Genomic DNA, 25559 nt, shown 5'->3' with positions numbered 1-25559 from the left:
TGCGCACCCAACGCGCAACCCGCCTACTCGACTCGGCGGACCGCGCGGTCCTACTGACCGGCACACCGCTGGAGAATCGCATCGACGAGTTCCGCAACCTTGTCGGCTACCTTCGACCCGACCTCGCAGTCGATGCCGACGAACTCACACCCCGCCGGTTCAGGAAGCAGGTCGCGCCCGACTATCTCCGCCGCAATACGGAGGACGTCTTCACCGAATTGCCGGACCTCGTCGAGGTCGAGGAATGGCTCCCGATGTCGGCCGACGACACAACCGCTTACCGGGACGCCGTGGCCGCCGGAAACTTCATGCGGATGCGTCAGGTCGCCATGCTCCAAGGCGAGCGATCGGAGAAGGTCCAGCGGTTGGTCGAGATTGTCGAGGACAACGGTCGCCGGGTGATCGTCTTTTCCCACTTCCGGGGTGTCCTCGACCAAGTGGTCCGCGCGCTGCCAGGTCAGGTGTTCGGACCATTGACAGGCTCTGTCCCAGCGGCCGCACGCCAGACGATGGTCGATCAGTTCTCCGCCGCGGGTCACGGCGCGGTTCTCGTGTCTAAGATAGTCGCCGGAGGTGTCGGCCTGAATATTCAGGCGGCGTCGGTGGTGGTGATCTGTGAGCCACAACTCAAACCGACTGCCGAATGGCAGGCAATCGCGAGAGCGCGCCGCATGGGGCAACTGGAATCCGTTCAGGTTCATCGGCTCCTATCCGAGGAGGGTGTTGATCAGCGAATCACCGCGATTCTCGCGCGCAAGCGTGAGCTATTCGACGAGTTCGCCCAAGCCACGGATCGTGTGACGGCCGGCGGACGTGACTGGCTTGCCGAGACACGGCCGGGCACACGCGCTGTGATTGACCGACGCAAGGGTTGGACATCTATTCCAACTCGCCTCACGTTCAATTCCAACTGGTATGTGACAGAAGATTACTGGCGAGAAGACGACGCGAACGTGCGGACACATGAGAACATCGAGGTCGCAGAAGCATGGGACGCTGCACCCGAAGTGGGGGAGCCTTCGGCTGCGGCCATCGCTCGCCTGACGTCTCCCGAATCGAGCGTCATGCTGAACCAGATCGACGGATTCGCAGCCGACAAGGTCTTGAGCACACGGGTCGCCCGCGCACTCGTGGAGCGTCGCCGATTTTTCGCCGAGTGAGACCGACTGTCGTAGGAGTTTGTGCGTTTGATCATCCGCGTCTCAGGTCTCACCGGTCAACCCACTGCGGTGGTGGCCATGACCGCGACGTTCTCGACATCTGCTTGCCGTACTGTAGGGCGGCGAGAATGGCCTGTCCGCTTCTCATTGCGAATCGTTCGTCACTGTAGATGGGTAGCGGCTCAACCGCGTTACCCATGGTCAACACCGTGTAGACGCCAAGTCCCTCCATCGCAAGAATTCCCGGGTATAGCTCGCAAACCAGCCTTTCCGAGCCGTGTCCGGTCGTAATGTGCGTGGCTCTCACCTCCAGGCCTGGCCGGCCATCGATGGCGTGCGCGGTCCAGGTCGGCCGTACACCGGAATCACGAGGCAGCACACCCGGAGCGCGGCACGGCGGCATGTCGAAGTAGCGGCTGAGCGCAGCAAAATCGACCATGTCACCGAATCGGTCCGCAGCTAATTGAGCTTGTTCCCCAGGAATGGTGAATCTCGGATTGACGTCACTCGGCGGGGTTCGACCCCAGTGCTGACTGACAACATCATTTCGATCCCACCCCCATCGACGACGAGGATCCCTGGGTATAGTTCGCACGCCAGTCGTCGGTTCCCGCAACGTTCGACATGAGTGGCGTTGACTTCCATCCATCCGTCGACCTCCAGGCATTCGCGTGGTGAGTAGCCGAGTTTGTATCGCATTACTTGTCCGTGGAGGGCCCGCATGTTTGGTCACCTCGACTTCAGTGCCGCTACGCGACAGTGCCAACATCGCTCGAATGACAGAGCTTTCCACATCCGCCTGGAGCGGGCGGGACGGCTCAGGCCACTAGGCCGACAACTGTTGCCCGCAGTCGCTTGCCGTTCGCGGCGTATTCCACGGTTGTGCCGAGCCTACAGCCAATCAATGCGCCGCCCAGCGGCGTATTTGGTGCGCACGGTTCAAGAGTCACGTCGTGTGACACCTCAGCCATCACGAAACGGGCAACGTCGATTTCATTATCGAATTGCACTGTGACGATCGAACCCGGCCGCACTTTTAGTCGCGGCAGTCGGGATCTCGTCGGCAGAGCGATCGAAAGATACTCCGTCAATTCCGATATCCGGCTTTCGTTGTCGAAGCGCGCCTTCATTGCAAGCCTGGAGCCTTCGCTCTCGGCGGGATCTCCACCACATCGTTCATCATTGATCGCCAATTCAATTCTTGAACGGTCAGCGGTTCGTCGACGTAGTTCCTCCGCCCAAGCATCACGTTGCTGCCGGATTTGCCGGTCCGTTCGTCGGCGTTCTTGCGCGTTGGCCGACATGCCCACGAGCTGGCTTTTTACTGCTGACAACCATGAGCCGGGGGTCGTTTGCTGCGTCATGCTTCTTCTCCTCTCGTTGCGGTGAATCGCACCGCGGAACTTGCTTCGGGATGGTGTCGACCAATCGCGACCCTGATTGGGTTGTCATGCAGTGGGTGCACGTCTACCGAGTTCATGGCAAATATTGTCGGTCGCCACGGGGCTGATCCAGTGTCCTCCATGTGAATGACATTCGCGGCCTGTCGAATGCCGCGACGTGGCGGGTGTCGGGATGGCCTGATAGAACTCTTTCATTCGCCCACCGCGGCCAGACACAGGGGTAGTGAAATGCTCGACGATCGACAGACTGAGGAACCTAGTACCGAATACTCGACTCAGAGTCGAATCGGGGATTCCGACACCACTCCGAAGGCGATGGCGATTTTCGACAAAGCCCTGGTAACCGCAGGCAGACTTGTCGACTCTCGAGTGACGAAGTTGCGACAGCGGCATCCCGATGCCACTCCGGAACAGTTGCTCAAGAAGCTTGAAACGACCTTCCTGTCGTCGGTGACAGCGACCGGAGCCGCAACTGGAGGGACTGCAGCGGTCCCGGGAGTCGGCACTGCCGCGGCTCTGGCGATGACTGCGGGCGACACGTCGTGGTTCTTGACTGCGTCGGCAGGACATGTGCTGTCGGTGTTGCGGGTACACGGCATTCACATCACGGACCTCGAGCATCAAAAGGCGATCGTGCTCACCGTCTTGGCTGGCGGCGGAGGCTCGACCTTCTTCGGAAAGGCAGCGCAGCGAACTGGTCCACACCTGGGGAAGCTGCTGACCAACGCGGTCCCTGCGACGACGATCCGGTCAATCAATCGAGTGCTCGGCTACAACTTTGTCACGCGTTATGGAGCCCGCCAGGGCATTCTGGTTATCGGCCGTGCCGCTCCGTTCGGCATCGGGATGGCCATCGGGGCCGGTGGGAATCTAGTTATGGCACAGAGCGTGGTGAAAGCTACCCGGAAAGCTGCCGATACCGCACGCAGTCTCTAATGACCGGGCCCAACAAGGAGACCCAGGAACGTTGAGCGGTCACAAGTATTGGACAAAGGGTGCCGGCGAGTCCTAATCCATCGATGAATTAGTGTGACGGCCGGACGCAGGTCGCAAGCAAAGTCGTGAAACGCCCGCTCAATTGTTGGTCAACCCATCGATCAAAACACTGTGCGTACAAACGGTTTCGTCCATATAGTAATGAACGTCGCGCGTGATGAAAGGACAGTGGGTGAAGAGACTCGTCACTCGCCGATGACGGCCACCAAGAGCCAAAAGCTGATTGACTTCCAGCCGTCCATGTCAGTGTCGGTCCCGCCTGGCCGCCAACCCAATCGCCCGGCCAATTCTCCGAAAGGCAAATCCCTGATGCCTCGCGTGTATCCCTCGGCTACTGAGGGGAACTACCTCAAGTTGAAAGAGCGGTACGACCTCGACCTTGCCGTCCGGGTGGCTCGTGACTACGTCGATGCTGCAATTCTTTCCCCGCGGGACACTGTCGTCACCGGGTGGTCCATCAGCTGCCTGCCATCAACAGGAGGCGGCGGTCGTATTTTTACCCTGAATGTGGGAGCGATCGAAGGTGCCTACATGTGGAAGATCGTTGAACACGGTGTCCTGGACGGTTACGGCGTCACGGCATATGTCGACCGCAGAACCTTGGAAACCGAATCGGGGGTGTCCATTGACGAGTTGAACTCGCGCTTCGGTGGCGAAGTGTTGATCGAAGTCGCGACGCATGCCAAGTTCAATGGTCGCGCCGTCAGTATTTCTGCCGAGGTTTTCGGCGCGGGCACCGCGCTCCTCGACGAATTGCCGTGGAAACGGGCCGCGGCCGCATTGGCTGATCAGCTCCTTGCCGAGAGCGACTGCAAGTACGCGAACTACCACAATCCGTGGTTGGCGGAGCACATTCTGGCTGACACGAAGTAGCGCGCGTTCATCATCTCTTGGAGGCCCTGTGCCACCCCGACCGGGGACGGAGAGTTTGAGTCGAGGAATCACCGGACATCACCAACTGCCAACCCAACTGCGGCAACATCGCCCGCACCGACCGCAACATCACAGACGCCGAAGCGGCAATCGAACAGGACTGCGAGGAAGTAGAGAGCCCAACAATCCCGCTACCGCTGAAGTTGCGCCTCGCGCAACGCGTCGGCAGCCTTCGCCGGATCATCGACCAACACCGCAACCCCTGGAACGCAAATGACGACGACAGACGAGGACGTGCGCGGGCGTTCGCGACGCGATGGACCGTCTCATCGCAGAGGAACCCCTGTACTCCGACGGCAAACTCACAATCAAGTCACTCGCCGAAGAAGCACGGATCAAGCGTTGGCTGCTCACGCACCGCCACACCGACCTGCAATCAGAGTTCCGAGCACGGATATCGAACACCCCACCCGCTCTGGTGGCGCTCCGCGATGAGCGCGACGACGCCCAGCGCCGCATCGAGGAACTCACCTCAGACGTCACCGCCCTGCAGGGAACTGTGCACCAACTCGAGCGGATCATTCACGTGCTGGCGCTGGAAACGATCAGCTCCGCGAAAGTCAGCGCTCAGGACGAGTTGTGCCGATCGGACCACGTCAAGGACACCAACAGTGAACGCAAACGGCACCATCATGACCACACCAAGCCACTCAGGCGGCGTGACCGAAACCCACCAGGTAGAGCAGGTCAAGACTGCCACCTGATCGTGCAGCAGCCCCGCCTGAAGCCGACTATCTTCGGATGGAACCTTCCTAACAGGGTTAAACCTGGGCTAAACCGGGTAAAGTTCCGAGAGATATATATGATCGGTCGATGATTCGGAGGGTAGCAATGACGGAGCCGTGGCTGTCCGCTGATGACATCGCCGCCCATCTCGGCGTCACCAAGGATACCGTGTACAGCTGGATCGCCGAGAAGGCCATGCCTGCCCACAAGATCGGCCGCCTGTGGAAGTTCCAGGCGAGCGAGATCGATTCCTGGGTGCGAGGCGGCGGGGCCGCCGCGCACACCGACGCGGCGGAGGACTGACGTGCGGATCATCGACAACGTCAACGATCTGCTCGGGGACGACCTCAAGGCCGAGATCACGCCGGGGGCGAAGGTGCGCATCGCGGCATCGACCTTCTCGATCTTCGCGTTCGAGGCGCTACGCAAAGAGCTCGAGCAGATCTCCGAGCTGGAGTTCGTCTTCACCTCGCCGTCCTTCGTGACGGAGAAGGTGACCGACAAACTCCGGAAGGAGCGTCGCGAGTTCTTCATCCCGGGTGGGCACGCCGAGTCGAGCCTGTACGGCTCGGAGTTCGAGATTCGGTTGCGGAACAAGCTGACCCAGCGAGCCATCGCGAAGGAATGCGCCGAGTGGGTGCATCGGAAGGTGCGGTTCCGGTCGAACTCCACAGGGAATCCGATGCAGCAGTTCGCGGTGGTGGACGATCGTGCCGCGTACATGCCGCTGCAGGGCTTCACCACCGCTGACCTCGGCTACGAGCGGGGCAATGCGGTGTCGAACATGGTGCACCGTGTCGATGACGCCCCGATGACGACGCAGTACATTCAGTTGTTCGATCAGATCTGGAACAACCCGGAGCAGCTCGACGACGTCACCGACGCAGTCTACGACCACATCGCCAGCGTCTACGCCGAGAACTCCCCGGCCCGTATCTACTTCCTGATCCTCTACAACCTGTTCGCCGAGTTCCTCGACGACATCAGCGAGGATGTCCTGCCGAACGACCGCACCGGCTACCAGGACACCCAGGTCTGGCAGAGCCTGTACAACTTCCAGCGCGACGCCGCGACCGGGATCATCAACAAGCTCGAAACCTACAACGGCTGCATCCTCGCCGACAGTGTCGGTCTCGGGAAGACGTTCACCGCGCTCGCAGTCATCAAGTACTACGAACTGCGCAACAAGTCCGTGCTCGTGCTGTGCCCGAAGAAGCTCGCCGAGAACTGGACGAACTACAACGCGAATCTGACCACCAACGTCTTCTCCGGCGACCGCTTCAACTACGACGTACTCGCCCACACCGACCTGTCCCGCACCCGGGGCGAGTCGCTGGGGCTGAAGCTGGATCGGGTCAACTGGGGCAACTACGACCTGGTGGTGATCGACGAGTCGCACAACTTCCGCAACGCCGACTACGCGGAGGAAAAGGAGTCCCGCTACCAGCGGCTCATGCGCCGGGTCATCCGGGAGGGTGTGAAGACCAAGGTGCTGATGCTCTCGGCGACCCCGGTCAACAATCGGTTCAACGATCTGAAGAACCAGCTCCAGCTCGCCTATGAGGGTGAGTCGAAAAACCTCGCCCAGCACCTGAACATGTCGTCTACGGTCGAGAAGGTCTTCAAGGATGCCCAGACGGTGTTCAACGAGTGGTCCAAGCTCGACCCGGCCGATCGCACAACCGACCGCATCCTGCAGATGCTCGACTTCGACTTCTTCGAACTGCTCGACGCGGTCACGATTGCCCGCTCCCGCAAGCACATTCAGGCTTTCTACGACACCACCGAGATCGGCGCCTTCCCCAACCGATTGCCTCCGAAATCGATCCGTGAACCGCTCACCGACCTGACCGATGCGCCCGGCTTCAACGACATTTTCGAGCAGCTCCAGGCCCTGACTCTCGCCGTCTACACCCCACTGGCGTACGTGTTTCCCAGCCGGATCGGCAAGTACGAGGACCTTTACAACGTCGGTACCACCGGCGGAAAAGCCAATCTGGGACAGCGTGGCAGGGAGCAGGGGCTCAAGCAGCTCATGACCGTCAACCTCCTCAAGCGTTTGGAGAGCTCAGTCGAGGCATTCCGCCTGACCCTCGCCAAGATCGAAGTCACCGTCGACCGAACGCTGAACCGCCTCGACACCCACAGCGGTTCGATCACCGGCCTCGGCACCGATGCATCCGGCCTCGATCTCGATGTGGACGATGAGGACGACGCGAACCTCGAAGCACTCACCTTCGGTGAGAAGATCCGAATCGACCTCGACGACATTGACATCGAGTCGTGGCGACGGGATTTGTGGAACGACCGCGAAACCCTCCACCTGCTGGTGGATGAGATGGGCAAGGTCACTCCGGAGCGGGATCGCAAACTGCAGACCCTCAGACGGCTCGTCGAGGAAAAGGCCGCCCAGCCGATCAACCCAGGCAACCGCAAGGTCCTGGTGTTCTCTGCCTTCGCCGACACCGCGAACTACCTGTACCGCGAGCTCGCACCCACCCTGGCCTCTGCCGGTCTGGAGACGGCCTTGATCACCGGTGGTGGCAATGCTGCGAAAACGACGCTCGGCACCGGGTTCGACTTCCAGCAGGTCATGTCGATGTTCTCGCCCCGCTCGAAGCAGCGTCACCTCACCATGCCCAAGGAGACACGTGAGGTCGATGTGCTCGTCGGCACCGATGTCATCAGCGAGGGCCAGAACCTGCAGGACTGCGACTATCTGATCAACTACGACATCCACTGGAATCCGGTGCGGATCGTTCAGCGATTCGGTCGCATCGACCGTATCGGCTCCACCAACACCCTGATCCAGCTGGTGAACTTCTGGCCGGACATCTCGCTCGACGAGTACATCAACCTCAAAGAGCGGGTCGAGAACCGCATGGTCATCGCCGACCTTGCCGGTACCGCAGACGACAACGTCCTCACCCTCGAAGACAGCGATGCCGCGTTTCGCAAGCAGCAGCTCCGCAAACTGCAGGACGACGTCATCGAACTCGAGGACGTCCGCACCGGTGTCTCCATCACCGACCTCGGACTCAACGATTTTCGCATGGATCTGCTCGGCTACATCAAGGAGTACGGCGACCTGGCTGCCGCACCGAAGGGCCTGCACGCCGTTGTGCCGGCCGACCCGGCCATGGGGCTCGAGCCCGGTGTGATCTTCGCGCTGCGCAACGTCAACGCCGATGAGTCCCAGCTCACCGAAAAGAGCGGCAACCGAGGTAACCGTCTGCACCCGCACTACCTGGTCTATCTTGGCGACGACGGCACCGTCATCGCCGATCACACCGAGGCGAAACACCTGCTCGACATGATCCGTGCTGGCTGCCGCCCGTACGACCAGCCCGTCACCGACGTCGTCCGCATCTTCAATGCCGCCACCGGCGAGGGCGCGGACATGGGCCGGTACTCGCAGCTGCTGACCGATGCGATCCACTCGATGATCGATGTCACCGAGGAACGCGACATCGACAGCTTGTTCACCGCCGGTCACACCACCGCCCTCACCCAGGCCATCGCCGGCCTCGACGACTTCGAGCTGATCGCGTTCATCGCCGTCGTCGACGCCGACCTATGGGCACCGTCCGATGAGTGATGTCTGCGTGAACTTGCTGTACCGGTGGCCCGCGGCCGCGAGGTTCGACCGGAGGGTACCGAAAGAGAAGTTCTACGCCCACGGCACCGTCACCGCTTCGGTACGCGAGAAGTTCGTTGCCGAGGTGCAGCGCATCACCTGGGCGTACAAGCTCGCCGAAACCACGATCAATCTGGTCGGCACCGGCGCGGTACCCGAGATTCAGGTCTTTGAAATCGACGCGAAGGGTAGTGACGTCACCGAACCGGTGTTGACCGCGATCGACAAGGCGATCCCGTTCCCGATCATCTTCGAGATTAGCCGCGACGAGGGGGAGATGAGGAGCACTCGAATGGTGGCCGCGCACAAACAACCAGGTTCCGGTACACCGAAGCTGAGCGCGTACTTCAGTACAGACTGGCAGCCGACCCGGATCGAACGGCAACCCCTTCCGACCTCGATCACCCTGCCCGCCCTCTACACCGCACTCCTCGACCCCTTGACGCCGGTGGTAATACGGCCTGGCGAAGACGTGTCAGAGGTCGCAGCCAGACTGGAGACGGTGCGCAAGCTCGAACGCGAAATCGCCACGTTGGAACGTAGACTCCGCACCGAACCCCAGTTCAACCGCAAGGTCGAATTGCGGCGCGCATTGAAGTCGAAGCAGTCAGAACTGACCGTGTTGGTCGAAAGGTAGGCAGAGAGAAACCGTGGAGAAGCTGCGCATGACGTCACCCGACCTGACCGTCAGCAACATCGACAAGCTCGCCGAACTGTTCCCCAGCGTCGTCACGGAGACCCTCGACGCCGACAGCAACCCGAAGAAGGCCATCGACTTCGACCTCCTCCGTCAGGAACTGTCTGACCATGTCGTCGAGGGACCGCAGGAGCGCTACCAGCTGGACTGGCCCGGCAAACGCGCCGCCGCGTTCGCAGCCAATGCGCCAATTGCCAAGACTCTCCGACCTGTGCGTGAAGAGTCCGTCGCCTTCAACACGACCAAGAACCTCTTCATCGAGGGCGACAACCTTGAGGCATTGAAGCTGCTCCAGGAGTCCTACCTGGGCAAAGTCAAGCTGATCTACATCGACCCGCCCTACAACACGGGTCGGGACTTCATCTATGATGACGACTTCGCCGAGTCGACGGCCGATTACCTTGTCCGTTCCGGCCAAGTCAACGGCGAGGGCACAAGGCTCGTCGCGAACACCGATGCCAACGGGCGATTTCACTCCGATTGGCTCAGCATGATATACCCGCGCCTGAAACTCGCCCGCAATCTCCTCGCCGACGACGGGGTTATCTTCATGTCGATCGACGACAATGAGGCAGACAACCTCCGAGAAGTCGCATCGGAGATCTTCGGCGCACAGAACTTCGTGGCACAGATCATCTGGCAGAAGGTGTATTCGCCGAAGAACTCCACGCAGTGGTTCTCCGAGGACCACGACTACATCCTCGTCTTTGCGCGAGACAAATCATGCTGGACACCGAACTCGCTGCCGCGAACTGACGAAATGGACGCCCGATATAGGAATCCGGACGACGATCCGCGTGGACCTTGGCAGTCAGACAACCTCACTGCACGAAACGCTTATTCGGCAGGGTTGTATCCGGTAACCACCCCGAACGGACGCGTAATAGATGGTCCACCGAGAGGGCGTTACTGGGGAATTTCCGAAGCCAAGTTCAAGGAACTTGACGCCGACCGCCGTATCTGGTGGGGAGACAGCGGCAACAATATGCCGCGGCTGAAGCGCTTTCTGTCCGAGACGACCGGAGGTCGCACTCCTCAGACCCTGTGGCCATACTCCGAGGTAGGGCACACACAGGACGCTAAGAAGACGCTACTCAAATACGTTCCGTTCGAACACACCGAGAACGTGCTGAACTCGGTGAAGCCGGTCGAGTTGATTCAACGGATCCTGCAACTTGCGACCTCTCCGAATTCGGAGGATATAGTCCTGGACTTTTTCGGTGGCAGCGGTACCACACCGCACGCAGTGCTGGCACAGAACGCCGCCGACGGCGGCAACCGCCGATTCATCACCGTGCAGATCCGGGAACCGCTCACCACGCCGGAACCTACCTTCGACTCCATCCTCGGCATGAGCCTCGAACGACTCCGGAACGTAGCGGCAGAACTCACCGGACGCATCGAAGTGCCGGACATTGGCTACCGGCTCGTCCGGATCGACACCACCAACATGACCGATGTGCTGCGTTCGCCAGATGAGACCGATCAGCTGTCGCTGTCGGAACTGGAGGGCAGTGTGAAGCAGGGACGATCTGGCGAAGACTTGCTGTTCCAGGTGATGCTCGACTGGGGCCTTGAACTCACGATGGCCATCGTTATCGAGCAGATCGACGGTCAGGAGGTCTTCGTGGTCGAGGACGGCGCCCTGATCGCGTGCTTCGAATCGAAGGTTAGCCCCGAGCTGCTGCGCACCATCGCTGAGCGTGAACCCTTGCGCGCAGTGTTCCGTGATTCGTCCTTCGCCTCGGATGATGCCCGCATCAACGCAGAGCAGTTCTTCCGTGAGGTATCGCCGGCCACGGACGTGAAGGCGATCTGACCGAGATGAAGCTCCAATTCAAGGTTCAGCAGTACCAAACCGATGCGGTCGACTCCGTCGTCGAAGTGTTCGCCGGTCAGCCCAAGCACGACGGGATCTCGTACCGAATCGATCCTGGTAACGTGAAGCAGGCCGCGAACCCCTCCCTGTTTGAAGCTGCGGAGACGCCCGATTCTGGTTTGCGGAACGCCGAGATTGCGCTGACCGGTGCTCAGTCGCTGGAGAATGTACAGATGGTGCAGCGATCGCGGAATCTTCCGCTGTCACCGAAGCTGGTGGACAGCAAGGCCGCGCCGGGTGCCCCCAATCTGGATATCGAGATGGAGACTGGTACCGGCAAGACGTACGTCTACATCAAGACGATCATGGAGTTGCACAAGCGGTACGGCTGGTCGAAGTACATCATCGTCGTCCCGTCGGTTGCGATCCGTGAGGGTGTGAAGAAGTCCTTCGATGTGACTGCCGAGCATTTCCAGCAGCTCTATGGAACGAAGCCGCGCTCGTTCATCTACAACTCGTCGCAGCTGCACGAGCTGGAGCGGTTCAGTTCCGTTGCCGGTGTGCAGGTGATGATCATCAACATTCAGGCATTCAACTCGTCCGGCAAGGACAATCGTCGCATCTACGATGTGCTCGACGATTTCCAGTCTCGCCGGCCGATCGACGTGATCAAGGCCAACCGGCCGATCGTGATCATCGACGAGCCACAGAAGATCGGCGCGGACAAGTCACTCGCTTCTCTGGCCGAGTTCAACGCGCTGATGATGTTGCGCTACTCAGCCACCCACAAGGTCGAGCACACCAAAGTCCATCGCCTCGACGCCCTGGACGCCTACAACCAGAAGCTGGTCAAGAAGATCGCCGTCCGCGGCATCACCGTCAAGGGACTCGCCGGCTCGACCGCGTACCTGTATCTCGATGCGATCGAGATCGCGAAGGGCGCCAAACCCCGTGCCCGGGTCGAGATTGAAGTTCAGGCGAAGACCGGCATCAAGCGACAGGTCAAGCGTCTCGACAAGGGCGACAACCTGCACGACGTCTCCGGCGGTATCGAGGCCTACAAGGGCCTGTTCATCACCAACATCGACGCCAACCGTGACGTGATCGAACTGAGCAACGGTGACGTGGTCATCGCCGGGCAGGTCACCGACCGTGATGTGACCGAGGAAACCAAGCGGCGCATCCAGATCCGGGAAGTCATCCGCGCCCACCTCGACAAGGAACGCGAACTGTTCAGCCGGGGCATCAAGGTGCTCTCACTGTTCTTCATCGACGAGGTCGCCAAGTACCGCGACTACGACCGCGAGGACACGCTCGGCGACTACGCACGCATCTTCGAGGAAGAATACGAGACGATCCGCGACGACGTGCTCGGTGAACTCGCCCTTGACGACTCGACTGCCGCACACCAGGAGTACCTTCTCCGCGACGAAATCGGAAAGGTGCACGAGGGCTACTTCTCCATCGACAAGAAGACCAAGCGGCAGGTCGACGGGAAGGTCAGTGGACGGGGCGACGATAAGGGCCAGTCCACCGACACCGACGCGTACGATCTGATCCTCAAGGACAAGGAACGCCTGCTGTCGTTCGAGGAGCCGGTGCGGTTCATCTTCTCGCACTCCGCGCTGCGCGAGGGCTGGGACAACCCCAATGTGTTCGTGATGGGGATGCTCAAGAAGAGCGACAACACGGTCTCCCGCCGTCAGGAGATCGGACGAGGTCTGCGCCTGGCGGTCGACCAGCACGGCGAGCGCATGGACAACCCGGTCGTCGTGCACGACATCAACGAACTGACCGTCGTCACCGACGAGTCCTACACCGACTTCGTGACCGGACTCCAGAAGGAGATCGCCGACTCGTTGGCGGCGCGGCCACGCAAGGCGAGCGTGAAGGTCTTCGCCGGCAAGACCATCCAGACTCCCAGCGGCGAATCCGTTGTGGAGGAAGCGCTCGCGCAGGCGCTGTACAAGTATCTGATCAAGCACGACTACCTCAACGACGACGACACGGTCTCCGAGACTTACAAGCAGGCCAAGGAAACCGGGACCCTCGCCGAACCCACTTCGGAGGTGCTGCGGCCGGTCATCGATTTCGTGTGGCCGCTCGTGGATGCTTTGTATCTCGATGTGAAGGTGATCGGCGAGGACGGCCGCAAGTCGAAGAAGATCCCGCTAAACGAGGCCAACTTCGCGAAGAAGGAGTTCCAGGCACTCTGGGGCCGAATCAACCACAAGGCGGTCTACCAGGTTGAGTTCGACTCGAACGAGTTGATCCGCAAGTGCATTCAGGCTCTCGACACCCACCTCAACGTGGCCGCGATGCAGTACGTCCTCATCGAAGGACAGCAGAAGGACGCCCTCGACGCCGAGGACCTCACCAACACAGCCGGATTCGACCAAACGCGCACGCGGACTCACACCGAGACGGTCACCGCCGGCTCACAGGTGAAGTACGACCTGCTCGGCGAGATCACCGAGAAAACCCAGCTCACCCGACGCACCGTTGCCGCCATCCTGGGCGGGGTCACGCCGGCGACATTCGCGAAGTTCCGGCTCAACCCGGAACAGTTCATCGCCGAAGCCGCCCGGCTAATCAACGAGCAGAAGGCCACTGTGATCGTCGAGCACCTGACCTACGACACGCTGGAAGACCGGTTCGACTCGGCGATCTTCACCGAGAATCAGACCAAGCAGGACTTCGCAGAGGCCGGCGACAAGCTGCGGAAGCACATCTACGACTACGTCGTCACCGACTCCAAGGTCGAACGCGACTTCGTCAACGAGATCGACACCAGCAACGAGGTCGCGGTCTACGCGAAACTCCCGCGGGGCTTCTTCATCCCGACCCCGGTCGGTGACTATAACCCCGACTGGGCGATCGCGTTCACCGACGGAAGCGTCAAACACGTGTACTTCGTCGCTGAGACGAAAGGCTCACTTTCGACGATGCAACTCAAGGGGGTCGAAAACGCCAAGATCGAGTGCGCCCGGAAGTTCTTCGACTCGCTCAACAAGAAGAACGGGCAGGACGTCACATACAACGTCGTCACGGACTACACGGAGTTGATGCAGCTCGTGACCACGTAGCCGACATGAGCGGCCTTCTCGTCTCCTTGAAGCGAGAAGGCCTATCCTCGCCGACCGCCGGGGGCGATAGCTGGACCTTCCCGGTAGCTACGGATTGGGCTTCGGCCGACAACACGATTAAACAATGCACGGAACCCCCGTTCGGTGTCGAGTGGAAGACCCAGCAGAAGCAAGTCCCAGACGACACGCTCAGCAAGGCCACGCCAGCCGCTTCGGCCCCGGTCTGCCCCGCGTCTCCGACGGCTCGCTTCTGTTCCTGCTGCACCTGATCAAGAAGATGCGTCCCGTCCTAAACCCTGAGGACAAGGGCTCCCGGCTGGCAATGGTCCTCAACGGCTCCCCGCTGTTCACCCGCGGCCCGGCTCCGGCGAGTCGAACATTCGGCAGTGGATCATCAAGGTTGACGGGTGGTCGCTGTGGACGCGCGTAAGGGCAGTGGTGCCGGTGGGGTCGCCGAAGACCATGGCGAGGTGTTCGGTTCCGGTGGGCGATCGGTACGCGATGGCGGTGAACGTGCCCTGGTCGGTGGGGATGACAGCCTCGGCGCAGCGTTCGATGCTCAGGGTGCGGCGCCGGTAGTCCACCAGCTGCTCGATGGTGACGACCGGGAGGTCCTCGCGGACCGCGAACGCGCGCACGGCGTCTCCGCGGAGCATGTCGCGTTTGTCTGCGGTGGTGACCTCACAGATCAGCCCGACAGGGGAGAGTCCGGCAAGGGTGCAGAGGTCGACGGCGGCTTCGGTGTGGCCGGGTCGAGTGAGGACTCCGCCGTCGCGGGCGCGCAGCGGCAGGACGTGGCCGGGCCGGGTGAGGTCGGTGTCGACCGTCTCGCGGTCGGCGAGGAGGCGGATGGTGCGCGCCCGGTCGGCGGCGCTGATGCCGGTGGAGGTGCCGGTCGCGGCGTCGACGCTGACGGTGAAGGCGGTGCCCAGCGGGTCGGTGGGGTCGTCGACCATCTGAGGGAGACCGAGGGTGCGGGTTCGTTCGGCGGGCATCGCGACGCAGAAGAATCCGGAGGTGTGCCGGAGGAAGTAGGCGGCATCCCGGGTGGTGACGAACTGGGCGGCCATGACGAGATCGGCTTCGTTCTCGCGGGTTTCGTCGTCGACGACGAGGATCGGTTTGCCGGCGCGCAACTGGTCGAGGCACTGCTCGATGGTGTTCATGCCGGGCTCGCCGGGCTGAGCTGGTGAAAGGTGGACGTGTAGAACAGCAGCGGGTCTCGCGCGTCGGTTGCTCCGAGCTCGACCACCCGGCCCACGACGAGATCGTGGTCGCCGACGGGTTGGACAAGGTCGATGGCGCAGTCGATCCACGCATGGGCACCGGTGAGCCTCGGTGACCCGGCGGTCGTCGGCGTCCAGTCGATCCCGCGGAACTTGTCGGCGCCGCTGCGGGCGAAGGCGCGGCCGAGGTCGTGCTGGTCGGCGGCGAGGATGTTGGCGCAGAATCGGCCGTGGGCAGCGACTTTCGGGAAGGTCGTGGAGCCCTGGCCGACGAAGAACGCGACGAGGGCGGGGTCGAGGGAGACCGAGCTGAAGGAACCGACGGTCAGTCCGACGGGGTTGCCGGTGTCGTCGAGGGCGGTGACGGCGACGACGCCGGTGCAGAACTTTCCGAGGACGGTGCGGTAGGCGTCCCGGATCTCGTCGGGTGTCGTGGCGCTGATGTGCGGGGTGGTGGTTCGCATCGGTACCTTCTTCGGGCTGCGGGGTGGAGAGTCGCCCTGTCGGGCGGTCGTGCTGAATGGGCCGGCGAGCCGAACTTCCAGCCGCCGCGCTGCCGCGGCGGCCGGGAAGCCGCTAGACCGACAGTCCTGTCTTGGCCCAGAACTCCTCGAACGTCGCCGAGCACATATCGGTGCCGCGGGTGACCTTGCCGTCCTCGAAGCGGTGCGTCATCACGATCGTGGTGTCGAGTTCGAGTTCCCCGAGGCGGCGGTAGGCCCGGACGTTGGCGACCACCAGGTCGTCACCGACGACGTCGACCGAGACGACCTCGTTGCGGGACTCATCGAGCTTCGCCAGGACGCCGAAGGCCTCGAGGAACTCGCCCTTGGTGTAGAGGCGCAGGGTTCCGTCGAGCGTGAAACCGGCCCACGTCATCTCGTCCGAGTACAGCTCCACGAGCGGAACGGGGTTCCCCTCGTCTGCGGCGGCGAAAGCTGCCTTCAGGGCGGCGGCATTGCTGTTGGTCATGCGGACTCCATCGTCGCTTCGGAAATGTCGGCACCACGAGTGCTTCTGTGGTGCGCATCACCCTGCCCGTGCGGGGAGTCCGGCGGAACCGTCCAGCTACGTGGTTCGCTACGGTCACGCGCGGCCGAACCCAGCGCCACGCATCCGTGCAGGAAGACGGTACTTTCGGCGACGCGTGCGGGAGTCGAATGCGTAGAGCGCACGGTCGAGGTGACACATCTTGACCCCCGAAAGTTGACAGGCGCATGACCAGCGACCACAGTGATCCAAATCTCAATTGCCGGTCCGGTGGCCGACCGGTCTCGAGTCCAGAAGGGACCTTGTGAACGCTGACGAGTGGGACGAGATTCGCCGACTCCACAGGCAGGGATCGCCCATCAAGCACATCGCCGTGCAACTCGGAATGTCGCGCAACACGGTGCGCCGCGCGCTGACGCTCGACCAACCTCCCACAGACCACCGCAGTCGACGCGGCTCCGTCGCGGACCCCGTCGACTCGGCCATCCGGGAGTTGATCGCCGACAATCCCGACATCGCGATCGCCGAGATCGCGCGAAGGATCCAGTGGACCAAGTCGAGGACCACGCTGGCTCGCAGGGTCACGAGCATCCGGGGAGAGCTGTCGACCGGCGAGCCCCACGACAACCCCGTCGACACGGTGTCCGCGATCCCGTCGATCCCGGTCTACGGCACGAGCTTCGTCGGGCGTCGGACCGAACTGCTCGAGCTGCGCAGACTGCTGGGCGACCATCGTCTCGTGACCATCACCGGCCCGGGCGGAATGGGCAAGACCCGCTTGGCGATCCACGCCGCGGGCGAATACCGCCGGGCCTTTCCGGACGGTGTTCGCGTGATCGAACTCGCGGCCCTGCGCAGCCCCGACCTCCTGACCCAGACCGTGGTGGACGGGCTCGCCCTCGCGAACCGCGACATGCATGCCAGCCCGACGGAGAACACCATCATCGAGTATCTCCGCACGCGGCGGATGCTCCTGATCCTCGACAACTGCGAGCACCTCCTCGACGAGTGCGCGCAACTCGTGTCGGTGCTGCTGCGCTCCACGACGGAGCTGCGCATCATCACGACCAGCCGGGAGATACTCTCGGTTCCCGACGAATTCGTCTTCCCGCTGTCCCCGCTGCCCATGGTCAACGGAACGGAGTCGCCGTCACCGGCCCGCGGGACGGGAAGCGCGGTCGAACTGTTCGTGAACCGGGCCGCCGCCGTCCTGTCGAAGTTCGAGTTGACCGAGGAGAACCGCGACGCGGTGATGCGTGTCTGCGATCGTCTCGACGGCCTCCCTCTCGCCATCGAATTGGCCTGCGCGCGACTACCCGTGCTGTCGGTGCACGAACTGGCGGACCGTCTCGATCACCGACTCAATCTCCTCACTACCGGCAACCGCACCGGGCCGCAGCGTCATCGCAGCCTGCAGGCGACCATGGACTGGAGCTACGAACTCTGCACCCGCGAACAGCAACTCCTCTGGTCACGGGTTTCGGTCTTCGCGGGTGGATTCGACCTCGGCATGGCCGAGGAGGTCTGCAGCGACGACGACGTCCCGGCGGACACCGTGCTCGACGGGATCTCGGCGCTGGTCGGCAAGTCGATCGTGCACCGCGAGGAGGGCGGCACACACGTGCGTTTCCGGATGCTCGAGTCGATCCGCGAATACGGGAACAGCAAGCTGACCGCCCCCGAGGTGGACACCCTGACGCTGCGGCACCTGCGCTGGTGTACGCGGTTGGTGACGACGACGGCGGACAACTGGTTCAGTGCCGATCAACGCGCCGGAAGCGAGAAGCTGCGTCGCAACCATGCCAATATCCGATCGGCTCTCCACGCGGCCCTGCTGGATTCGTCGAATGACGAGGAAGTGCAGATGGCGGCGGACATGGTCTCGCGCGCCTGGTTTCTCTGGTCGTGTGGGTTCTCGGTGCGCGAGCATCGGATGTGGCTGAACCGCATCCTCGAACGGGAGACGGCGCCGACCGCCACCCGGGGGAGGATGCTCGTCAATCTCGGTCTCGTCCAGACTCTGCAGGGTGACCGCGAGTCCGCCGAGTCGGCGCTGGCGGAGGCCGGCGCCGTCAATCTCACCGCGGAGGATGCGATCACCGGCGCGTTCACCGCCGATGTCATGGGGTTGAAGGCATTCTTCGCCGGCGATTTCGGGGAGGCGGAGAGCCGACTGACCGCGTCGCTCGCGATGTATGACGCGACCCCGGACCGCGAGGATCTCGCCCACACGCTGCGTATCCACCTGGGCATGCTCTACTGCTTCACCGACGAGACAGCGCGTGCCGCAGATCTCTTCGAGACGGTGAACCAACGCGCCATCGCGGTGGGGGAGTCGTGGCTGCGGTCCTACGCCGTCTACGGACTCGGGCTGGTGGCATTGATGAACGCCGACTTCGAGGACGCCCTCCGGCTCGGATCCGAAAGCCTGCGCCTGCGACGTGACTTCGACGACGTCGTCGGAACCACCCTGGTCACCGATCTTCTGGGGTGGGCCGAAGCCGAGGCGGGCTCGGCGGAACGGTCTGCCGTGCTCCTCGGCGCCGCCTCCTCGATGTGGGAATCTTTCGGAATGCAGCTGTACGGCTCCAGCCATTGGATCGAGCAGCGCGCGCGATTCGAGAAGCAGGCGCGAAAAGATCTGGGAGAAGACCGCTTCGAGACGTGTCACACCAGGGGAGCCGCGATGTCGGTCTCCGAGATCACCGGATTCGTGCTGGGCGAGCCCGTACCGTCCGGTGATCCGACTCCGCCGGGTGTGCGCCCGGACGACCTTCTCTCCCCGCGAGAACAAGAAGTGGCCGCGCACGTCGCGTCCGGCATGACCAACAAGGAGATCGCCGCCAAACTGGTGCTGTCGCCGCGCACCGTGGAAGGCCACGTCGAACACATTCTGGAAAAGCTGGGCATGAGCAGGCGACACGAGATCGCCGCAGCCTTCGCGCACGCGGAGCGGGGCACGCCGGGCTAGATTCGCGTGCCCCGCAGCCGCGTGGATGTGCTGGTCAGACCTTGTTGAGAGCTCCCGCATCGACGGGCATCGCGATGCCGGTGACGTAGCGGGCCGCGTCCGACGCCAGCCACACCACGGCGTTGCTGACGTCGACCGGCTCGATCCACGGCGTCGGAAGCACGTTCATCGCCGTCTCGCACGCCTCACGGAAGTCCTCGTGCGTCGGAGTCTCCAGGTCCGGGCGGAACAGGCGGTACATGTCCTCGTTGTCGATCATGTCCGTCAGCACCGACGTGGGATGGATCGAATTGCACCGAATCCGATGGGCGCCCAGCTCATTGGCCGCGGTCCGCGCGAGTCCGGTGACACCGTGCTTCGCGGCGACGTAATGGGCGAAGTTGGGGAACCCCTGCAAACCGCCGGTGGAGCTGATCAGGACGATCGACCCGCCCTCGCCCCGCTCGATCAGGAAGGGGACGGTCGCCCGCATGGTCTTCCACACGCCCGACAGGTTGATGTCGACCATTTCGTCCCACTGCTCTTCGGTGAGCTCGTGTAGCGGAGCGGACGAGAAGATGCCGGCGTTCGCGACCACGGTGTCGAGACGTCCGAGCTTCGAGACGCCCTCGGCGACCACATCCTGGAGCTGAGTCAGTGACCGGACGTCGGCGACCGCGACGTGGGCGCGCTGCCCGAACTTCTCGATGTGCCGGGCTGTTTCCTGAAGCTCGTCCTCCGTCGCGCCGCGGTACTTCGTCGTCGCCGGCTTTGTGCAGATGTCGACGATGATGACGTCGGCGCCCTCCTCCGCCAGCCGGATGGCATGCGAGCGTCCCTGCCCGCGTGCGGCTCCCGTCACCAGCGCGACCTTGCCTTCAAGCTGTCCCATCGGGGGTCCTTCCGTAGTGAATGAACTGGGGGTCTTCAGACGGCGTATGCGCGCATGATCGGAGTGGCGGCGTCGACGAGGGTGATCTGATCGACCAGCATGTGCTGCGTTGCGACGGCCGCGTCACGGACGCACCGGCCGAGCGCGCTGGGGTTGCGGATCGACTGGCTGCCGGCCCAGCGGTGCGCGAAGCCGACGATCTCACCGGCAACCTCCTGCGACCAGGTGATCACCTGACGTAGCCGTGCCCGCTGCTCCTCGGTGATCTCCACGCCGGCGCGCGCGCTGGCCTCGGCGTCCTCGTGGGCGGCGTACACGTACAGGCGAGTCGCCTGGTACAGCGCCTCGTACTTGCTGAACTCGCGGCGGAACAGTTCCGACTCGCCGACGACGGTGGCATAGCCGGGGCGTGCCTTGTTCGCGACGATCCGGACGATCTCCTCGAGCGCCCTCTTCGCCAGACCGAGCGCCACGGGTGCGTGCCCGCCGACGCCGATGCCGAGCAGTCCCAGGCGGTACACGGCCTCGGGGCGAACGGGGGTGGTCGAGAACGTCTCCATCGTGAACTTGTCCGGGATGAAGCGGTCGTGGACGGCGTAGTCGTAGCTGCCGGTGCCGACCAACCCCATCACGTTCCAGTTGCCGAGGAACTCGACGTCGGCCCGCGGCAGGAAGCCGACGCGGCAGTCGGGAGTCCCGGCCTCGTCCACGATGGGATTTCCGTCCTCGTCGTGGACGACGAATCCCGCACCGATCCACGTGGCGTGCGCGGATCCGCTCGCGAACTGATAGCGGCCGGTGACGCGATAGCCGCCGTCGACTCGGATGGCCTTCCCGGTTGGCATGATCATGCCGGCCGTGATTCCCCGGTCCGGCCCGCCGAACATCTCACGAGCGCCCTCGTCGTTCATGAATCCCGCGGCGATGCCGGTGCTGAAGGAGTTGGCCATCAACGCCCAGCCCGTCGACGCGTCGGCCCGCGAGATCTCCTCGATCACCTCGAGAGCCTGCACGATGCCCAGCCCACCGCCACCGAACTCCGTCGGAACGAGGGTCCAGAACAGCTCCGCCTCGGCCAGAGCTTCGTAGACCGGCCTGGTGATCGTCGCGTCACGCTCGATCGCATCCGCCTCCTGCTCGACGACGAGGGCGACCGCCTTCGCCCGGGCGAGATAGTCGACAGGCTCCCGATCGACGAGGGCAGACACTGATCGATCAACGGTTTGCGTCATGGAAATGACCTTCCTGGTATGCAACTCGGCTCATCGCCCACCGCACCTTTCGGCGGGGTGGCGATCGCGGTATGACCTGAATCACAATGGTCGGTCCGCGCGCTGCACACAGGCGGGTGGCCACGTGGTCCGCTACGTGGTCACCCGTTCGGGTAATGCACGAGAGCGGCGAGCACGAAGCTCGCCGCTGTCATCCAGGCAGGTCGGTCGGGGTGCAAAGCGTCCGGGCGTCACGCGGTCACCGACCGGTCAGCGCCTGGGCCGTCGCGAGGTGGGCGTCGGCGTGGTCGGCGTTGAGGTGTTCGATCGCCCGGCCGGCGGCCTGGGTGACGGGATTCGCGGTGGCGGCGGCGTAGGCCTCGGCGATGGGCCGAATCCATCCACCCCAGCCATATGGCGGCAGCAGTCCCTGATGATCGGCTACTCATGAACTCACTAGAGGGTGGGACGCCGACTCAGAAGGCCACCGCGGCCGAACCCTTCAGGCCCAGGTGTGCACGTGCCTCCTCCGGTGTCGCGGGGGTGCGGTCGAACATCGCGGCCAGGTCGGCCACCTTCCGCACGAGCTGCGCGTTGGACGTGGCCTCTTCGCGGCGGCTGATACGGAGATTGTCCTCGAGGCCTACGCGCACGTTGCCACCGAGCATCAATGACAGTGCGGCGAGGTTGAACTCGCCCCGATATCCCACGCCGGCGGCCGACCAGGTGAACGAGTCCTTGCCGAGAACACGCTCGGCGGTGCGCAGCATATGGATGAGCTGGTCGGGTTCGGCAGCGTTCGCCCCCAGAACCCCGAGCACGAACTGCAGGTTGAACGGTGCCTCCAGCACGCCGTCCTTGACCAGCTGTTCGAGGTTGTAGATCTGCCCGACGTCGTAGACCTCGATCTCGGGCTGGGTGTCCGACTCGCGCATTTGCTGCGCCATGTAGGTCATGTCCTCGAAGGTGTTCTTGAAGATGTAGTCGGTGGTGCCCTCGAGGTAGTCGCGTTCCCAGTCGGCGAACGGCAGGTCGCGGGAGGCAACGGGGAAGAGACCGAAGTTGAAGCTGCCGGCGTTGAAGGTGGCCATCTCGGGGCGGAACTTCAGCACCGAGGCACGCTCTTGGACGGTCATGCCGCGCCCGCCTCCGGTGGTGGGCTGGAGGACGGCGTCGGTGTGTGTCCGCAGTTCGGACAGGGCGCGTTCGAACAGGTCGAGGTCGGCGACGGGTCGTCCGGTCTCCTCCTCGCGCACGTGTACATGCAGGACGGAGGCGCCGGCCTCGGCCGCCTTCACGCCTTCCTCGACGATCTGGTCGACGGTGATCGGGATGGCCTTGCTCTGGGCGGGCACGGTCATGCCGCCGGTAAGCGCGCAGGTGATGATGACGGTGTCGTTCATGGTTTCGAATCCTTCGGTGGGGGAGAGGTTTTCCGGGGCGTCGTCAGGCGGGGACGGTGGCCAGCGCGGCCAGGATGTCGCGGCCCGGTGCGCGGAGCCCGCGTTCGCAGTCGTGGACGAGTTCGACGATGCGGGAGTTCAGCGGACTCAGCACGCCGGCGGTCGCCGCGGCCGAGGAGACGCCGCCGTTGATGACGTCGACCTCGGTGACGGCACCACGTTCGAGGTCCTGCAGCATCGAGGCCTTGGTGGCGCCGAGCCGAGTCATCAGCATGCTCAATGCGGCGTCCGCGCGTTCGAGATCGTCGTCGCTTCGGACGGCGAGGTGATCGGGCTGCACGCCGACGATCGCGTCGAGGGTGACACCGACCGCACGGGCGACGTCGTAGGCCTCGGTCCACAACCGGTACGCGACCTCCCGGCCGACCGGGTCGGCCGCAATGTCCCGGTACAGGAGCCCGCTGATCGCGCCGAGCCCGGAGAAGGTGCTGTTGAGGAGCAACTTCGACCAGATCTGGCCGACGATCTGCTCGGAGACGTGCACGTCGGCCACCGCGGTGAGGACGCGGGCGAGTCGTTCGATGCGGTCGGTCCGGGTGCCGTCGATCTCGCCGATCACGAACGGTGCCTCGGTGGTCTGGGCGAGGTGCCCGGGACCGAGGTTCGTGGCGCCCCATTCGGTGATTCCGATGACCAGACGGTCGACGCCGACAAGCTCCTGAACGGTGTTCTGCACCAGCCCGTTTCCGAGGGAGACATAGGTGTCGACCAGGTTTCCACGGACCAGCGGTGTGAGTGCCACCTCCAAGAAGGGTGCCTTGAGCGTGACGAGTGCGAAGTCGAAGCGGCCGTCGAGGTCGGTGGCACTGTCAACGGCAGTGATCCTGACATGTGAGGTGGTGCCGAGTTCGTCGAACCGCAGGCCCGGAGAGTTCATCAACCGGACGTGCTCGGGGTTGGCGTCGAGGACGACGACGTCGTGGCCAGCGCGAGCGAGGTGGGCGGCAGTTACTCCGCCGATCGCCCCTGCGCCCACGACGAGGATCCGTTCGTTCATGCCTGTACCTGACTTTCGTTCTTGCTGGCTGCTGTCTTCTGCGGGTTGCGGATGTCGAGTGCGAGACTGGTTACCGCTCCGAGCGCAACGAGGGCGATGACGAACCATAAACCGGCGGAGGGGTTGTCGGTCGCCGTCTCGATCAGCCCCATCGCGAACGGCCCGACGAAACCACCGAGGATTCCGAGGGTGTTGACCAGAGCCAGTCCGCCGGCCAACGCAGCGCCGGCCAGTCGTGCGGCCGGAACGGCGAAGAGGATGGACTGGACGACGAAGAAGGTGGAGGCCGCGATGCAGAACCCGACCAGGGCCAGCGCCGGGCTCGACACCGCGCCGATCGTGAACCCGACGACCATCGACGACATTCCGCCGAACAGCATCTTGCGCGAGCGGCGGCCGTCGGTGGCGTACCGCGGCAGGACCAGTGTGCCGATCGCTGCCGCCACCCACGGCAGGGCCGTGAGCAACCCGATCGTCAGGTCCGACATCTCGCCCCACTCACCGATGATGCTCGGCAGGAAGTAGGTGAGGCTGTAGACCGCGATCTGATGAGTGAAGTACACGGCGATGACCAACAGAATCTGCCTGTCCTTGAACACTCCAGCGAACGAATGGGTGCCGGACGCGTCGGCGCCGTCCTGTTGCTCCTTGGCCAGCCGCTCGGTAAGGTCGCGGGCCTGCTTCGGGTCCAGCCACTTGGCGTCGAGCGGGCCGTTGGGCAAGTACTTGAACACCACGACGGCGAGGACCACGGCGGGCAGCCCCTCCAGGACGAACATCCATTGCCACCCGTGCCAGCCGAGCAGACCGTCCATCCCCAGGAGCGCACCGCCGATGGGGGCGCCCATGATGTTCGCCAGGCACACCGCGACGAGGAACGATCCGTTGGCGCGGGCCCGCTGTTCGCGGCCGAACCAGTAGGTGAGGTAGAGCATCACTCCGGGGAACAGGCCGGCCTCGGCCACCCCGAGGAGCACCCGCAGGATGTAGAACGACACCGGCCCTTCGACGAACGCCATCGCGGCCGAGAGCAGACCCCAGGTGACCATGATCCGAGTGATCCACAGCCGGGCGCCGACCCGGTACATGATGAGGTTGCTCGGAACCTCACACAGTGAGTAGGCGAGGAAGAACAGTCCCGCGCCCAAACCGTATGCCGCTGCGGAAATTCCCAGATCGGCTTCCAAGTGGTGCTTGGCCAGGCCGATGTTGGTGCGGTCGATGAACGCGATGATGTACGCGGCGATCAGCAGCGGCATCAGCTTGCGAAAGATCAGCCTGTTCAGTTCTTCACCGGGCGGCACGGAGGCAGCGCGGGTGTGGTTGTCAGACATGGCAGTGCCCTTCTCAGGGTGTCGAGAGGTGGTCCCCGT

19 protein-coding genes are annotated in these 25559 nt (G+C 63.2%); 10 read left to right on the top strand and 9 right to left on the bottom strand.

Annotation, left to right across the window (positions count from 1 at the left end; translation table 11 throughout):
* The first annotated feature begins 254 nt into the window (after nucleotides 1–254).
* Nucleotides 255–1160 (top strand): C-terminal helicase domain-containing protein, encoded by a 906-nt coding sequence (locus CA951_RS44280; protein ID WP_256973838.1) that lies wholly within the window; start codon nucleotides 255–257, stop codon nucleotides 1158–1160.
* Nucleotides 1161–1978: 818 nt separating this feature from the next.
* On the opposite strand, the gene CA951_RS16845 is transcribed toward CA951_RS44280, so the two are convergent.
* The gene (locus CA951_RS16845; protein WP_087557927.1) at nucleotides 1979–2524 is read right to left on the bottom strand and encodes a GreA/GreB family elongation factor; all 546 of its coding nucleotides are present in this window, start codon (nucleotides 2522–2524) and stop codon (nucleotides 1979–1981) included.
* A gap of 267 nt (nucleotides 2525–2791) precedes the next feature.
* Here CA951_RS16845 and CA951_RS16840 point away from each other — a divergent pair, with 267 nt between their 5' ends.
* The 8 genes from CA951_RS16840 (at nucleotide 2792) to CA951_RS16805 (ending at nucleotide 14457) form a co-directional block, all read left to right on the top strand.
* Nucleotides 2792–3499, top strand: a complete 708-nt coding sequence (locus CA951_RS16840; RefSeq protein ID WP_256973837.1) for a hypothetical protein — start codon at nucleotides 2792–2794, stop codon at nucleotides 3497–3499.
* 201 nt (nucleotides 3500–3700) lie between these two features.
* Nucleotides 3701–4432 carry a hypothetical protein gene (locus CA951_RS42830; RefSeq protein WP_143543064.1) on the top strand — a complete coding sequence of 244 codons (732 nt, stop codon included), beginning with the start codon at nucleotides 3701–3703 and terminating at the stop codon, nucleotides 4430–4432.
* Between the two features lie 316 nt (nucleotides 4433–4748).
* A complete protein-coding gene (locus CA951_RS43460) occupies nucleotides 4749–5309 on the top strand; it encodes a hypothetical protein (protein ID WP_179220221.1) in 561 nt (186 codons plus the stop codon).
* 14 nt (nucleotides 5310–5323) lie between these two features.
* On the top strand, nucleotides 5324–5521 hold the full coding sequence (locus CA951_RS16825; RefSeq protein WP_087557924.1) for a helix-turn-helix domain-containing protein: 198 nt from the start codon (nucleotides 5324–5326) through the stop codon (nucleotides 5519–5521).
* Nucleotide 5522: 1 nt separating this feature from the next.
* Nucleotides 5523–8816 (top strand): helicase-related protein, encoded by a 3294-nt coding sequence (locus CA951_RS16820; RefSeq protein ID WP_087557923.1) that lies wholly within the window; start codon nucleotides 5523–5525, stop codon nucleotides 8814–8816.
* Nucleotides 8809–9492, top strand: a complete 684-nt coding sequence (locus CA951_RS16815; protein ID WP_087557922.1) for a DUF4391 domain-containing protein — start codon at nucleotides 8809–8811, stop codon at nucleotides 9490–9492. The genes CA951_RS16820 and CA951_RS16815 overlap by 8 nt, the downstream gene beginning before the upstream one ends.
* Before the next feature lie 13 nt (nucleotides 9493–9505).
* The gene (locus CA951_RS16810) at nucleotides 9506–11371 is read left to right on the top strand and encodes a site-specific DNA-methyltransferase (RefSeq protein WP_087557921.1); all 1866 of its coding nucleotides are present in this window, start codon (nucleotides 9506–9508) and stop codon (nucleotides 11369–11371) included.
* A 5-nt stretch (nucleotides 11372–11376) separates the two neighbouring features.
* Nucleotides 11377–14457, top strand: a complete 3081-nt coding sequence (locus tag CA951_RS16805; RefSeq protein ID WP_087557920.1) for a type III restriction-modification system endonuclease — start codon at nucleotides 11377–11379, stop codon at nucleotides 14455–14457.
* A gap of 347 nt (nucleotides 14458–14804) precedes the next feature.
* Here CA951_RS16805 and ribB read toward each other — a convergent pair whose 3' ends face one another.
* From ribB to CA951_RS16785, 3 genes are all read right to left on the bottom strand, one after another.
* Nucleotides 14805–15623: a 3,4-dihydroxy-2-butanone-4-phosphate synthase gene (gene ribB, locus CA951_RS16795; protein WP_373413889.1), complete on the bottom strand. Its 819-nt coding sequence runs from the start codon at nucleotides 15621–15623 to the stop codon at nucleotides 14805–14807.
* On the bottom strand, nucleotides 15620–16147 hold the full coding sequence (locus tag CA951_RS16790; RefSeq protein WP_087557919.1) for a flavin reductase family protein: 528 nt from the start codon (nucleotides 16145–16147) through the stop codon (nucleotides 15620–15622). Before CA951_RS16790 ends, ribB begins: the two co-directional genes overlap by 4 nt.
* Before the next feature lie 112 nt (nucleotides 16148–16259).
* Nucleotides 16260–16655, bottom strand: a complete 396-nt coding sequence (locus CA951_RS16785; protein WP_087557918.1) for a nuclear transport factor 2 family protein — start codon at nucleotides 16653–16655, stop codon at nucleotides 16260–16262.
* A 322-nt stretch (nucleotides 16656–16977) separates the two neighbouring features.
* Here CA951_RS16785 and CA951_RS16780 point away from each other — a divergent pair, with 322 nt between their 5' ends.
* Complete coding sequence (locus tag CA951_RS16780; RefSeq protein WP_087557917.1) at nucleotides 16978–19644, top strand: LuxR C-terminal-related transcriptional regulator; 2667 nt, start codon at nucleotides 16978–16980, stop codon at nucleotides 19642–19644.
* Nucleotides 19645–19678: 34 nt separating this feature from the next.
* On the opposite strand, the gene CA951_RS16775 is transcribed toward CA951_RS16780, so the two are convergent.
* The 5 genes from CA951_RS16775 to CA951_RS16755 all read right to left on the bottom strand — a co-directional run bounded on the left by CA951_RS16775 (nucleotide 19679) and on the right by CA951_RS16755 (nucleotide 25520).
* Nucleotides 19679–20515, bottom strand: a complete 837-nt coding sequence (locus CA951_RS16775; protein WP_087557916.1) for a mycofactocin-coupled SDR family oxidoreductase — start codon at nucleotides 20513–20515, stop codon at nucleotides 19679–19681.
* A 35-nt stretch (nucleotides 20516–20550) separates the two neighbouring features.
* On the bottom strand, nucleotides 20551–21747 hold the full coding sequence (locus CA951_RS16770; protein WP_087557915.1) for an acyl-CoA dehydrogenase family protein: 1197 nt from the start codon (nucleotides 21745–21747) through the stop codon (nucleotides 20551–20553).
* A 455-nt stretch (nucleotides 21748–22202) separates the two neighbouring features.
* Nucleotides 22203–23129 (bottom strand): 3-keto-5-aminohexanoate cleavage protein, encoded by a 927-nt coding sequence (locus tag CA951_RS16765; RefSeq protein WP_087557914.1) that lies wholly within the window; start codon nucleotides 23127–23129, stop codon nucleotides 22203–22205.
* 43 nt (nucleotides 23130–23172) lie between these two features.
* Complete coding sequence (locus tag CA951_RS16760) at nucleotides 23173–24186, bottom strand: ketopantoate reductase family protein (protein ID WP_087557913.1); 1014 nt, start codon at nucleotides 24184–24186, stop codon at nucleotides 23173–23175.
* On the bottom strand, nucleotides 24183–25520 hold the full coding sequence (locus CA951_RS16755) for an MFS transporter (RefSeq protein WP_179220220.1): 1338 nt from the start codon (nucleotides 25518–25520) through the stop codon (nucleotides 24183–24185). The genes CA951_RS16760 and CA951_RS16755 overlap by 4 nt, the downstream gene beginning before the upstream one ends.
* Nucleotides 25521–25559: the final 39 nt, after the last annotated feature.

It is taken from the genome of Rhodococcus sp. NCIMB 12038 (genome assembly GCF_002165735.1).
Taxonomy (GTDB): Bacteria; Actinomycetota; Actinomycetes; order Mycobacteriales; family Mycobacteriaceae; genus Rhodococcus_F.
This window is presented reverse-complemented; position numbering and strand designations above follow the sequence as displayed.